This window comes from Pseudonocardia sp. CA-107938, assembly GCF_050936315.1.
Taxonomy (GTDB): domain Bacteria; phylum Actinomycetota; class Actinomycetes; order Mycobacteriales; family Pseudonocardiaceae; genus Pseudonocardia.
Genome location: NZ_JBNJNA010000001.1, coordinates 3,758,924 through 3,771,538 on the forward strand (window position 1 = coordinate 3,758,924; position 12,615 = coordinate 3,771,538).

Genomic DNA, 12,615 nt, shown 5'->3' on the forward strand with positions numbered 1-12,615 from the left:
ATGGCCGACCGGTGGACCGCCGATCTGTGGAGTGACCCGGCGTGCCCGCTCAGCCGGCTGACCGCGCGGTGGCTCGGCGTGGTCGCCGAGGCCCGCCCGATCGACGTCGAGTGGCGGGTCATGAGCCTGAAGGTGCTGAACGAGCACCTCGACGTCGACCCCGAGGGCGACGACGAAGGCTACCTGTGGATCCCGGCCCGGATCGCGACCGCGGTGCGGACGAGGTTCGGCTCGGCGGCGCTGGGCCGGTTCCACGACGCGCTGTGGACCGACGGCGAGTGGATCGGTGATCCGGCGGACGCCCTGGCCCGGTGCGGGCTGCCCGCCGAGCTGGCCGCCGCGGGCTGGTCCACGGAGTACGACGCGGCGCTGCGTGCCTCGCACGCGGCCGCGACGGCGCTCGTCGGGCCGGGTGTCGGTACACCGATCCTGGCCGTCACCGGACCGGACGGCGTGCGGGGTGCCGTGTTCGGGCCGGTGCTCACCGGCGTGCCGGATGCGGCGGAGGCGCTGCGGCTGTGGGACGGGATCGTGCTGCTGGCGCAGGTGCCGCAGCTGCGCGAGCTCAAGCGCTGACGAGCGCGGTCACCCGCACTTCCGGTCGACGGCGACGAGCGCGCCGGTCGGGACGAAGCCGCGCACGGTGTTGTTGCGGAAGGTGTTGCCGCAGCCGGACGTGGCCGGATCGGTGATCACGTGCGTCTCGATGACGTTGTGCAGGGCAGCGCTGCTGCCATGGGTGACGTTGTCGACCACGGTCGCGGCGTAGCCCTTCACGTCGACGACGGAGTCGGCGCTGTTGCGGCCCTGCACGCCCGAGCCGTCGAAGAGGTTGCGGGCGAGCACGGTGCCGGCCGTCTCCTCCTTCACGTCGACGTTCTCGGCGGCGGTGTTGGCGAACGTGGTGTCGAGGACGCGGTTGCGCATCGACAGGTCCGGGCCACCACCGGCGACGTACCTGCTCCAGTTGCTCTTGGCGCTGCCGATGTAGACGCCCTCGCCGAACTCGGGCTTCTCCAGACCGGTGTCGTGCACGCGGGAGTGCTGCACCACGTTGTCGCTGGAGGCCGAACGGAAGTGGATGCCCTCCTCGGCGGTGCGGCCGACGGTGAGCCGGTCGAGCACGTTGCGCTGCCCCTGGTCGACGACGACGCCCTTCTCGCCGCCGGTGACCGTGAACCCGGTGAGCTGCCAGTGCGACGCGCCGTCGAGGTGGACGGCGTAGCCGGAGTCGCTGCCCTCCAGCACGGCGCCGGCGGGTCCGGCGAGCGTGATGGGTGCGGCGGCCGTGCCGGAGCGGGTGATCGAGATCGGCCGGTACCGGCCGGGGGCCAGCCGGATCACGTCGCCGGGGGCGGCGGAGTTCAGCGCGGTCTCGAGGGTGTCGTCGTCGCGGACGGCCACTTGTCGCCCGCGGCCGGCCACCAGCGTGACGGGCGCGGTGTCCGGGTCGGGCGCAGGAGCGGCGGTGGGGGCGCGACGCGCGGCGTTCGGTGCCGAGGCGGCGGCGCTGGTGGCGACCGGCGCCGGCTCACCGTGCCGCGGGGCCGGATCGGGACCGGCGGACAGCGAGACGGCGGCGGCGCACACCGCCGCGGCCAGTGCCGCCGTACCGATCATCACGGCGTCCATGGTGGCCCATCGACGCCGTCCGCGGGGCCGGTTCCGGCCGTTCCCCACCCGATCAGTGCTGCTCCTAGCCGCGGCCCACCCCGATCCACGTGAAGCCGGCGCGGCGGAGGATGTCGTCGTCGAGGAGGTTGCGGGTGTCGATCACGACGGGGGTGGTGGTGACCCCGGCCAGGGCGCTCCAGTCGAGGGTGCGGAACTGGGGCCACTCGGTGAGCACCACGAGCGCGTCCGCCTCCTTCGCCACTGTCAGCGGATCGTCGACGACGGTGACGTCGTCGGTCACGCCGGGGACGCCGACCCGATGGGCTGGATCGTAACCCGTGAGCTCGGCGCCCTCGGCCCGCAGCAGCGACGCGACGGCCAGTGCGGGGGAGTCGCGCAGGTCGTCGGTGCCGGCCTTGAACGTGAGCCCGAGCAGGCCGACGCGCCGACCGGCCAGCGTGCCGCCGACGGCCGTGCGCACCTTGTCGACGACGAGGGCGCGGGCCTTCTCGTTGACGGCGAGGCTGGCGCGGACGAGGTCGAAGTCCATGCCGGCGGCCTCGGCGATCTGGAGCAGGGCGTGGGTGTCCTTGGGGAAGCAGGAGCCGCCCCAGCCGGGTCCGGGGGAGAGGAAGGTCTGGCCGATGCGGCGGTCGTGGCCCATGCCTTCGGTGACTTCGACGACGTCGGCGCCGAGGCGTTCGCACAGGTCGGCCAACGAGTTGACGAACGACAGCTTCATGGCCAGGAAGCAGTTGGCGGCGTACTTGACCATCTCGGCGCTGGCGGCGTCGGTGAGCAGGGTGGGGGCGCCGAGGCGGGAGTAGAGGGCGGCGACGCGTTCGGCGGCTTCCTGGGAGGCGCTGCCGACGACGATGCGGTCGGGGTGCAGGAAGTCGTGCACGGCGCTGCCTTCGCGCAGGAACTCCGGGTTGGACACGACGGCGACGTCGGGGCGGTCGAGGATCTGCAGGGTGGTGGCGGCGGTGCCGACGGGCACCGTCGACTTGTTGACCACGACGCAGCCGGGTGGGAGCAGGTCGCGGACCTCGTCGGCGACGGCGCGGACGGCGGCGAGGTCGGCGGCGCCGCCTTCGCCCATGGGGGTGGGGACGCACAGGTAGACGATCTCGGCGGGCAGTTCCGCACCCCGGCCGCCGCTGGTCACTGCGGCGCTCGCGCCGACGACGAACCGCAGCCGACCCGCGGCGATGCCTTCGCCGACCAGCTCGGCCAGGCCGGGTTCGAGGATGTCCACCCGCCCGGCGCGCAGGCGTTCGATCTTGGCCTCGTCGATGTCGGCGCAGACCACGTGGTGGCCGAGTGAGGCCAGGCAGGCTCCGGTGGTGAGCCCGACGTAACCGGTCCCGATGACGGCGATCCGTCGTGCGAACACGGATGGCTCCTCTACTGGCTGCAGGGTTCGCGGGTGATCCCGCGTGCGGCGCCGACCGCCACGTTGTCGCAGGTGACGGTGTTGCGGTCGGCGTTGCGCGTGATGTTGACCGCGTAGCCGTCGGCGGCCACGGCGGCGGTGTTCGCGGAGAAGGTGTTGCCGATGCCCCAGCCGGGGGCGACGTCGTGGACCTGGAAGCCGTCGGTGGGGGCTGCGGTGCCGCGGTTGCCGGTGATGGTCCAGCCGTTGCCCTTGACGTCGACCCAGGCGTCGGCGGCGCTCATCCCGGCGCCGTCGAAGGTGTTGCCGCGCACCACACCGCCCGTGGTGCCCTCCTTCACATCGACCGACTCGGCGGTCGTGGCGGAGATCGTGTTGTCCTCGACGACGTTGCGGTCGCTGCGATCGGGCTGGCAGCCGGTCTGCTCGCACCAGTTGCCCTGCGCGCTGCCGATGTAGATGCCTTCGCCGAACTTGGCGCGGCGCAGCCCGGTGTCGCGCACGGTCAGGCCGCGCACCACGTTGTCGGTGCTGTTGCGGCGCAGGTGCACGCCTTCGTCGCCGGTGCCGGTGACCAGCAGCCCGTCCAGCACGACGTGCTGGGCGCCGTCGAGCATCACGCCCTTCTGCCCACCCCGGACGGTGAACCCGCGCAGCGTCCAGCGGGACGCACCGGCCACGTGGACGGTGTAGCCGTCCTCGATCGCGCCGCCGTCGACGACGGCGTCGCGCGGCCCGCACAGCGTGATGGGCGCGTCGGCGCCGCCCGCGCTCGTGACGACGACGGGGCCGGCGTACCGACCGGGCTGGAGCGCGATCACCGTGCCGGGCCGGGCGCCCGCGATCGCCGCGACGAGCGCTGCGGTCCCGTCGACGAGGGTGACGCCGGTGCCGCAGTCCGCGACCGTGCGCACCGGCGGCGCCGGTTCCTGGGGTTGCGGGGCGGCGGGCGCCGGCCCGGCGCAGGCCGCGAGCAGACCGGCCAGCGCGGCCGCCATGACGGCCCGCCTCACGCGTCCACCTGCGACACGATCGTCACCCGCGTGATCGGCAGTGCCTGCGTCCGCTCGGTGTCGACGACCGGCGGTTCCGCCGGGCGGTCCTCGGGGACCGCGGCGACGGTGGCCGGCACCCGTCGCCGGTGCCGCGTCCACAGCGCGGCCGCCACGGGCAGCACCAGGATCAGCGACCAGAGCAGCAGCAACGGGTGATCACCCAGGTAGCCGAGGAACCGGCCGCTCTCGTCGCGCTGCACGACCCAGCCGGTGTCGTCGTTGGCCCCGACGGCGACCGAGCTGCCGTCGGCGACGCGGGCCGTGTCGATCGCGGACGGGCCGTGCCCGCCGAGCCGGTTGGCGGCGACGGTGGTGCCGCCGGACGCGCCGACGAGCGACACCGCGTAGCGGCGGGCCGCGCCCACGGCGTTGCCCTGCAGGTCGGCGCGGGCGTCGGCCACCTGCATGGCGATCGTGGCCGTGCGGACCGTGTTGCCGACGAGGCGGGTGTCGGTGGCCCCGTCGCGCACCGCGATGCCGAACCCGGTGGCCTCCACGGTGTTGCCGCGCAGCTCCTGACGGGTGCCGGCGCCGCGGACCAGGATGCCGTCCGGGCTGCCGGCGACGCTGTTGTCGGCCACGGTCAGCTCGGCGGCGGTGTCGGCGACGATGCCGACCTCGCGGTTGCCGTCCAGCACCGAGCGCTCCACGGTGAACGTGCGGCCCGGTTCGGGCACCGTGCCGGGCGGGGCGGCCGGGTCCGGCCGCGGTGCGCCGTCGACGCGGATCCCGGCACCGGCGTTGGCGTGGGCGCTGAGCTCGCTGAGCACCACGCGGCTCGCCCCGGCGGAGACGGTGACCCCGTTGCGGCCGTTCCCCGACGCCTCCAGCCGGTGCACGGTGACGTCGGCGGACGAGCGGTGCACGAGCAGCCCGTCCAGCTCGTTGTCGCGGACCGCGCCGCTGTCGATCGTGAGACCGGTGGTGCGGGCGACGAACATCCCGTAGCGGCTGCGCTGCACGACCGTCCGCAGGGCGGCGCCGGTGCCGAGCTCGGTCCGGCTGCCGGTCCACGCGACGCCGCCGGTGCGGCCGCTCCAGAACCCCAGATCGGAGGCGGCGACGTCGGCGAGGTCGAGCCGTCCGCCGGCCGAGCGCAGGTAGGCGCGGCCGTCGGTGACCGTGCCGTCGGGGTTGCCGGTGTCCGGGTCCCAGCTCGCGATCGTCAACGGGCGGTCCAGCGCGCCCGCCAGCTCGACCGTGCCCTTGGCCGCGACGATCGAGGCGAAGCCGCCGCGCCCGCTGGCCAGGCGCAGCACCGCGCCCGGCGCCTGCACCCGCAGGGTCGCCCCGCGCTCGACGACCACGGACATCAGCAGGTCCCAGCTGCCGTCGGGCCGCTGCCGGGCGGCGTCGAGCCCGGCCAGGTCGGCCAGGCCGTAGGGGAGCGGACGGGCGGTGAGCACCGCCGTCGGCACCAGCGACGGTGCGGTGGCGGGGGCGACGTAGGCGGGGGAGCCGCCGTCGCGCAGGGTCGAGACGGCGTAGATTCGGTCGTCCTCGACGGCGACGAGGCGGGCCTGCTGCTCCTGCGCCGCGTCGCCCGCGAGCGGACCGACCTCGGCCTCGGTGCCGGGCACCGAGAACGCAGGAAGGGGCACGCCTGCGGTGTCGGAGCAGCCGGCCAGGGCGGCGCCGAGCAGCACGGCGCCGGCCAGGGCAAGCCGACGGTCACGCCGCCGCACGGTTGCTCCCGGCGTCGAGGCTGGCTTCGTCCTGTCCTTCGCCGCCGATCTGGTCGGCGTGGCGGGTGAGCCAGCCTTGTTTGTTCATGGTGAGGAAGGCCCAGGTCTTGATGGGCAGGGCGACCATCATGATCACGGCGGTGACCAGGGGGAGGATGAGCAGGTCGGCCGGGCGGCGGCGCAGGTGGGAGAACGAGCGGATGGCCCGCCCGACGAGCAGCCAGGCGCCGCCCAGGGCCAGCGCGAGCCCGGGGTGCGGGTTCCAGGCGGCGGCGACGAGGAACCACACCGTGGCGAACATGGTGACCGGGGTGAACAGGATCTGGAACACGGTGAGTTGGGAGATCAGGGGTTGGCGCCAGAGCCAGCCGTTGGTGATGGCGGTGAGGTAGCAGCGGTAGGAGTTGCGGCTCCAGCGGACGCGTTGTTTGCAGAAGGCTTTGAAGGTGGCGGGGAACATGGACAGGGCGCGGGCGGAGTCCTGGTGTTCGGTGCGGTAGCCCTGGGCGAGGACGAGCCAGGTCAGGCGGCCGTCGTCGCCGGCGACGCAGCGGCGGCCGCGGAAGTACTCGTGTTCGAGGTCGTCGAGGACGGGCAGGACGGCCGAGCGGCGGTAGGCGGCGGTGCGCCCGGACAGGCAGACCACGCCGCCGCGCCGCGCGGTGGCGGGGACGTAGTCGAGGTAGCGCAGGTCGATGATCCAGTCGGCGACGCGGCGCCAGATGCTGGTGTGGGGGTGGTAGACGTTCTGGCGGGTGCCGACGCCGCCGACGCGGGGGTCGGCGAAGGGCATCTGCACGGCGGCGAGCAGGCCGGGTTGCCAGGCGGTGTCGGAGTCGGTGAGCACGAGGATGTCGTGTTTGGCGGCGCGGATGCCGACGCCCAGGGCGGAGCGTTTGCCGGCGTGGGCGAACATCATGACGTGGATGCGTCGGTCGGCGCGGGCGATGAGGCGGTCGCGGGCTTCGATGTCGGCGACGTCGAGGACGATGATGACTTCGGTGGGGTTCTCGGCGAGCCAGGTGTCGAGGCAGCGGTCGATGACGTCGGGGTCTTCGTGGAAGGAGGGCACGACCACGCTGGTGGTGGTGCGGAAGTCGTTGACCAGGGGGCGGTAGCCCATCGACATCAGCTTGCGGACCAGCCACACCGCCCAGCTGATGACGCCGATGACCCCGAGCGGCAGGAACAGCTGCCACTGCTCGGCGAGTCCGGCGGATGGGGACATGCGAGAGCCCTTACGAGAGGTCGTGGATCGCTCGCGACAACGTCGGCGGAAGCGGAAGATCTGTCATCCAGACCAACGGTGCAGCCCGTTCGGGGGTACACCACGTCCGCCCTTCGGGCGGCGCGCCTCACACGAGCGGTGCGGACCGTGATCGAAACGTCGACGGGTGCCACCTGACCCACTGGGCTGTTCGGGGGAGCGGCGGCCGGTCACGCCGCTGGATCGGCCCAGCGGCGTGACCGCCTGTCACAGGCGAGGGTCGACCGGCTCGGACTCCAGCGCGAGCACCGCGAACACGCACTCGTGCACCCGCCACAGCGGCTCGCCCGCCGCGAGCCGGTCCAGCGCCTCCAACCCGAGCGCGTACTCCCGCAGTGCGAGCGAGCGCTTCCCCGCGATCCGCCGCCGGCGCACCCGCACCAGGTTCTCCGGCTCGGTGTAGTCCGGCCCGTAGATCAGCCGCAGGTACTCCCGACCCCGCACCTTCAGGCCCGGCTGCACCGGCGCCCGCTGCCCGCGCACGTACGAGCCGGCCGGCTTCACGACCATGCCCTCGCCGCCCTCCGCGGTGAGCTCCTCCCACCACGCCGTGCCCGCGGCGACCGACGCCGGGTCGCCGACCTCGACCGTGCGGGACCGGGTGGGAGCGATCAGGTCGCTCGCGGCGGCCAGCCGGTCCGCGACGCCCAGGTGCCACGCGTGCTCGACGACGGCCAGGTTGCGACCCTGCGCGGCCAGCACCTGGAACGGCGCGATGCGCACGCCGGCGAGCCCGTCCGTCGGCCAGGTGTAGCGGCGGTGCACGGCATCGAACGCCGCGGCGTTGCGCTGCCGGCCGGCGACCCGCCCGGCCACCTCCCCGACGTCGACGCCCCGCGCCGCGGCCGCCGTCAGCGCCGCACCCGCGGCCGGGAGCGCCGTCAACGCGGCCGCGCCGACCGCCGCGTACTGCTCGCGGATCAGCCCGGCCGCCTTCGCGCTCCACGGCAGCAGCTCGGCGTCGAGCAGCAGCCAGCCGGTGTCCAGCTCGTCCCACAGACCCGCGGCTCCGACGGCCGCGCGCAGCCCGGCGAGCAGCTCGGCGGTGAGCGCGTCGTCGAAGAACGACCGGCCCGTGCGGGTGTACGCGGCGCCCGGCCCGTCGATGCCGAAGCGCGCCGGACCGACGCCGTCGTCCCGGGTCACGAGCAGGACGGCCCGCGAACCCATGTGCTTCTCCTCGCACACGACCGACGGCACGCCCTCGCGCGCGAAGTACGCGAACGCCTCGGCGGGGTGCTCCAGCATCCCCTCGACGGCGGACGTGTCCGTGGGCGCCATGGTCGGCGGCAGGTAGGCGAGCCAGCGCGGGTCGATCGCGAACCGGCTCATCACCTCCAGCGCTGCCGCTGCGCGCTCGGCCGGCACGGTCATCCTGCCCAGGTGGCGGCTCTCGACGATCCGCTTGCCCGCCACGTCACCGAGGTCCAGCAGGTACGGGGCCCGCTCCGGCGGTGCCGGCGGCCGCAGCGGCCGGGCCGGCTCGTACCAGACCCGCTCCGACGGCACGGCCACGACCTCGCGCTCCGGCCAGCGCAGCGCCGTCAACGCGTTGCCGAACACCGCGCCCGTGTCCAGGCAGAGGGTGTTGTTGACCCACTCCACCTCCGGCGTCGGCGTGTGCCCGTACAGGACGGTGGCGCGGCCGCGGTAGTCGTTCGCCCACGGGTAGCGCACCGGCAGCCCGAACTCGTCGGTCTCGCCGGTGGTGTCGCCGTACAGCGCGAAGCTGCGCACCCGGCCCGACGAGCGGTTGTGGTAGTTCTCCGGCAGGCCGGCGTGCGCGACGACGAGGCGGCCGCCGTCGAGCACGTAGTGCGAGATCAGGCCGTCGACGAAGCCGGCGACCTGCGCGCGGAACTCGGCGGTCTCGGTGGCCAGCTGCTCCAGGGTCTCGCCGAGCCCGTGCGCGATGCGCACCTTGCGCCCGGCCAGTGCCTTGGCCAGCTTGTCCTCGTGGTTGCCGCGCACGCAGAGCGCCGTGCCGGCCGCGACCATGCCCATGACGAGCCGCAGCACGCCCGGGGTGTCCGGGCCGCGGTCGACGAGGTCTCCGACGAACACCGCCGTGCGGCCCTCCGGGTGGCGGGCGTCGATCGCGCGCCCGTCGCCGTCGCGGTGCAGCTCCCAGCCCAGCTTCGCCAGCAGAGCCTCCAGCTCGCCGCGGCAGCCGTGGACGTCGCCGATCACGTCGAACGGGCCGGTGAGCGTCCGCTTGTCGGTCCAGAGCGGCTCCAGGACGATCTCGACCGCGTCGATCTCGTCCTGGGTGCGCAGCGTGTGGATGGTGCGGAAGCCCTCGCGGCGCAGGCCAGGCAGGCCCTTGCGCAGCTGGCTGCGCTGCCGAGCGATGACGTCGCGGCCGAACGCGCGGTCCGCGCGGGCCTCGGTGCGCTCGACGCACAGCGCCGTCGGCACGTCCAGCACGATCGCGACGGGCAGCACGTGGTGCTGCCGCGCCAGCTGCACCAGCGCCGTGCGGGCCGTGGACTGCACGTTCGTCGCGTCGACGACGGTGAGCCGGCCGCCCGCCAGCCGCAGCCCTGCCACGTGGTGCAGCGCGTCGAACGCCGCCGGGGTGACGGACTGGTCGTTCTCGTCGTCGCCGACGAGGCCGCGGAAGAAGTCGCTGGAGAGCACCTGGGTGGGCCGGAAGTGCTTCGCGGCGAAGGTCGACTTGCCGGAGCCGGACACGCCGACGAGCACCACGAGGGAGAGGTCCGGGATCGTGATCATGCGGCCACCGCCTTGGTGAACAGCGCGAGCTGCGTGGGCGGGCCGACCTCGGGGTCGTCGTCGCCGACCGGCCGGTACGCGACGGTGTAGCCGTACTCGCCGGCCACCGCGTCGGCCCACTCGCGGAACTGGGCACGCGTCCACTCGAAGCGGTGGTCGCGGTGGCGCAGCTGCCCGGCCGGGAGCGTCTCGTAGCGCACGTTGTGCTCCACGTTCGGCGTCGTGACGACGACCGCGCCCGGCGCGGCGTGCCCGAACACAGCGCGGGCCAGTGCGAGCAGCCGCGGCGGGTCGACGTGCTCGACGACCTCCATCAGCACCGCAGCGTCGTAGCCGCGCAGCGCGTCGTCGGTGTAGGTGAGGGCCGACTGGCGCAACGTGATCCGGTCGGCCGCGCGGTCGGACATGCGGTCCAGGTGCAGCCGGCGCTCGGCGGTCTCCAGGGCGTGCGCGGACACGTCGGCGCCGAGGATGCGGGTGAACTCCGGCTCCCGCACGAGGTCGCGCAGCAGCGCCCCGCCGCCGCAACCCAGGTCGGCGACGGACCGGGCGCGCACGTCCTTGAGGGCCGTGACGACCGCGGCCCGGCGCAGCACGGCCAGCGGCGCGCGGGGCTCCACCTCGGCCGGCGGCTCGGCCACCTCCTCCACCTCCTCCACCGTGAGGTCGTCGGCCTCCGCGAGCCGGGCCAGCGCCGCCGCGACGAGCCGGGGGCGGCGCAGGTAGCGGCGGCTCACGAGGTCGCGGTCGGGGTGCGCGGCCAGCCACTCGGCGCCGGCCCGCAGCAGCTTGTCCACCTCGTCGTCGGCCATCCAGTAGTGCTTGCCGCCGTCGAGCGCGGGCAGCAGCACGTACAGGTGGGAGAGGGCGTCGGCGAGGCGCAGCGTGCCCGAGAGGTGCAGCTCGTGGTACGGGCTGGCACCCCAGCCCGGCATCTCGATCGGGGTGGCCTCGACCTGCCAGCCGATCGGGCCGAACAAGCGACCGATCAGCTCGCCGTCCCCGCGGACGACGGGCACGTGCACGTCGAGGGGGATCGGGGTGGCGGCCACCTCGGGGCGGGCGTCGCAGCGGCCGGACAGGGCCGTGCGGAACACCTTGCCCAGTGCGGTCGCGACCATCGACGACGCCACGTACGGGCGGTCGTTGACGTACTGGCCGAGGCTGAAGGCGTCGTCGCGGCCGCGCTGCGCCAGGCCGATCGGGTCGATCTCCAGAAGCAGCGCGACCGTGCACCGCTCGTCGGACGCCTCGGGGTAGAACACGTGCGCCCGCCCGCCGGCCACGTCGAACGTCTGCATCCGCTCGGGGTGCTTGTGCAGCAGGAACCCCAGATCGGTCGCAGGCCGGCGCGTGGTGGAGAGGGTGATCAGCACCCGGCCGAGTATGGCCGGCCGGCCGGTGGGCCTGGCGCGAATTTCCGGTGCCGGGGCGTGGCGGTGATCAAGGGCAAACGGTCGTTCCTGCATCGATCCCGAGCGACCTTTTGCCCTTGATCACGCAGCTCCGCCGCAACCGGGGTTGACCCGGGCATATTGGTTGCTCCAGAGTAACCGTTGCCCATGAGCGACCAAGCAGAAGCAGTCCTCGACGCCCTCGGCGACGCGACCCGTCGCCGCATCCTCGAACGCCTCGCCGCCGGACCCACCCCGGTCGGCGAGCTGGCCGCGAGCCTGCGCACCGGGCGGCCGGGCGTCAGCAAGCACCTGCGCGTGCTGGAGGGCGCCGGGCTCGTCACGCACGAGAGCGTCGGCACCCGCAACCTCTACGCGCTGGCGCCCGCCGCGCTCGTGCCCCTGCAGCAGTGGCTCGTCGGCATGTGGGACTCCGCGCTGACCGCGTTCGCCGAGGAGGCATCGGAATGACACCCCTGCGCCGTGAGGTCATCGTGCCGATCGCCCCGGACGCTGCGTTCGAGCGCTTCACCGCCGGCATCGGCCGCTGGTGGCCGCTGGCCCGGCACAGCGTCGGGGGCGCGACGAGCACGGTCGCGTTCGCCGACGGGCAGCTGGTCGAGACGTGCGCCGACGGGACGACCGACGTCTGGGGCGAGGTGATCGCGTGGGAGCCGGGGCAGCGGTTCGTGATCACCTGGCACCCCGGCCGACCCGACGGCCCGGCCACCGAGGTCGAGGTGCGGTTCGAGCCGGCCGGCTCCGGCACCCAGGTCGTCCTGGAGCACCGCGGCTGGGAGGTGCTGCCCGAGCCGGCCGCCGCCCGCGAGGAGTACGGCAACGGCTGGCCGGGCGTGCTCGCCGCCTACGGGGACGAGGTCCGCAGTGCCGGTGCAGTTCACGCCGATCGCGGCCGTTGACCTTGGGCGTTGTACGCAGGGCGCGAACGTTCAGTCCTGGTCGCCCGGCCACGTCCAGCGCGGCACCTCGCGCAGGGGATGCAGCTCGTCGTCACTGGTGGCGTGGGAGTTCTGCATCGCGACGCGTGACCCGAACTCGACGTGCTCGCGCACGGCGTCGCGGAACGCGGGATCAGCCGGCAGCTGCGCCTCGTCGAGCGCCTTCATGTACAGCTCGACGAAGCGGGCGCGTTGCCGTTCGTCGATCTTCAGTCCGCGGTGGACCGCGATGAGCTGGGCGAAGCCCAGCTCGCGGGAGAAGCGGTCCGGGCCGCCGAAGGACTCGGCCGTGAACGCCGTCAGGTGATCGACGTGCTCCGGCCGGCCTGCACCGAACAGCGGCTGCAGCAGCGGATCGCGCAGCACGCTGTCGTAGAAGATCTGTTCCAGGCGGTGCAGCGCGTCCTCGCCACCGGCGTGCTCGAACAAGGACGGCATCCGCGCTCCCCCGGGTCGTCGGTCTGCAACAGAGTAATCACCGCGGGGCCTGCCGGCGAGCCCGCTCTCGA

The 12,615-nt window shown here is 73.9% G+C and carries 11 protein-coding genes; 3 read left to right on the top strand and 8 right to left on the bottom strand.

What is annotated here, in order from left to right:
* Positions 1 to 576, top strand: coding sequence for a mycothiol-dependent nitroreductase Rv2466c family protein (locus ACQEVB_RS18740; RefSeq protein ID WP_432972855.1), 576 nt, complete (start codon positions 1 to 3; stop codon positions 574 to 576).
* A gap of 9 nt (positions 577 to 585) precedes the next feature.
* Here the strand turns inward: ACQEVB_RS18740 and ACQEVB_RS18745 are convergent, their stop codons facing one another.
* The 7 genes from ACQEVB_RS18745 to ACQEVB_RS18775 form a co-directional block, all read right to left on the bottom strand.
* On the bottom strand, positions 586 to 1,623 hold the full coding sequence (locus ACQEVB_RS18745) for a right-handed parallel beta-helix repeat-containing protein (protein ID WP_432972858.1): 1,038 nt from the start codon (positions 1,621 to 1,623) through the stop codon (positions 586 to 588).
* Between the two features lie 73 nt (positions 1,624 to 1,696).
* On the bottom strand, positions 1,697 to 3,010 hold the full coding sequence (locus ACQEVB_RS18750) for a UDP-glucose dehydrogenase family protein (RefSeq protein WP_432972861.1): 1,314 nt from the start codon (positions 3,008 to 3,010) through the stop codon (positions 1,697 to 1,699).
* An 11-nt stretch (positions 3,011 to 3,021) separates the two neighbouring features.
* Positions 3,022 to 4,023 carry a right-handed parallel beta-helix repeat-containing protein gene (locus tag ACQEVB_RS18755; protein WP_432972864.1) on the bottom strand — a complete coding sequence of 334 codons (1,002 nt, stop codon included), beginning with the start codon at positions 4,021 to 4,023 and terminating at the stop codon, positions 3,022 to 3,024.
* Complete coding sequence (locus tag ACQEVB_RS18760) at positions 4,020 to 5,750, bottom strand: right-handed parallel beta-helix repeat-containing protein (protein WP_432972867.1); 1,731 nt, start codon at positions 5,748 to 5,750, stop codon at positions 4,020 to 4,022. Before ACQEVB_RS18760 ends, ACQEVB_RS18755 begins: the two co-directional genes overlap by 4 nt.
* Complete coding sequence (locus ACQEVB_RS18765; protein WP_432972870.1) at positions 5,737 to 6,978, bottom strand: glycosyltransferase; 1,242 nt, start codon at positions 6,976 to 6,978, stop codon at positions 5,737 to 5,739. Before ACQEVB_RS18765 ends, ACQEVB_RS18760 begins: the two co-directional genes overlap by 14 nt.
* A gap of 246 nt (positions 6,979 to 7,224) precedes the next feature.
* Positions 7,225 to 9,753, bottom strand: a complete 2,529-nt coding sequence (locus ACQEVB_RS18770) for a polynucleotide kinase-phosphatase (RefSeq protein WP_432972873.1) — start codon at positions 9,751 to 9,753, stop codon at positions 7,225 to 7,227.
* Positions 9,750 to 11,129, bottom strand: coding sequence for a 3' terminal RNA ribose 2'-O-methyltransferase Hen1 (locus ACQEVB_RS18775; RefSeq protein ID WP_432972876.1), 1,380 nt, complete (start codon positions 11,127 to 11,129; stop codon positions 9,750 to 9,752). Before ACQEVB_RS18775 ends, ACQEVB_RS18770 begins: the two co-directional genes overlap by 4 nt.
* Positions 11,130 to 11,315: 186 nt before the next feature.
* On the opposite strand from ACQEVB_RS18775, the gene ACQEVB_RS18780 reads away from it, so the two are divergent.
* Together ACQEVB_RS18780 and ACQEVB_RS18785 are read left to right on the top strand one after the other, a co-directional pair.
* Positions 11,316 to 11,618 (top strand): ArsR/SmtB family transcription factor, encoded by a 303-nt coding sequence (locus tag ACQEVB_RS18780; protein WP_432972879.1) that lies wholly within the window; start codon positions 11,316 to 11,318, stop codon positions 11,616 to 11,618.
* Positions 11,615 to 12,067, top strand: coding sequence for an SRPBCC domain-containing protein (locus ACQEVB_RS18785; RefSeq protein ID WP_432972882.1), 453 nt, complete (start codon positions 11,615 to 11,617; stop codon positions 12,065 to 12,067). Before ACQEVB_RS18780 ends, ACQEVB_RS18785 begins: the two co-directional genes overlap by 4 nt.
* 30 nt (positions 12,068 to 12,097) lie before the next feature.
* Here ACQEVB_RS18785 and ACQEVB_RS18790 read toward each other — a convergent pair whose 3' ends face one another.
* Entirely contained in the window at positions 12,098 to 12,544 is a 447-nt protein-coding gene (locus ACQEVB_RS18790; RefSeq protein ID WP_432972885.1) for a group II truncated hemoglobin, read from the bottom strand.
* Between the last annotated feature and the right edge of the window lie 71 nt (positions 12,545 to 12,615).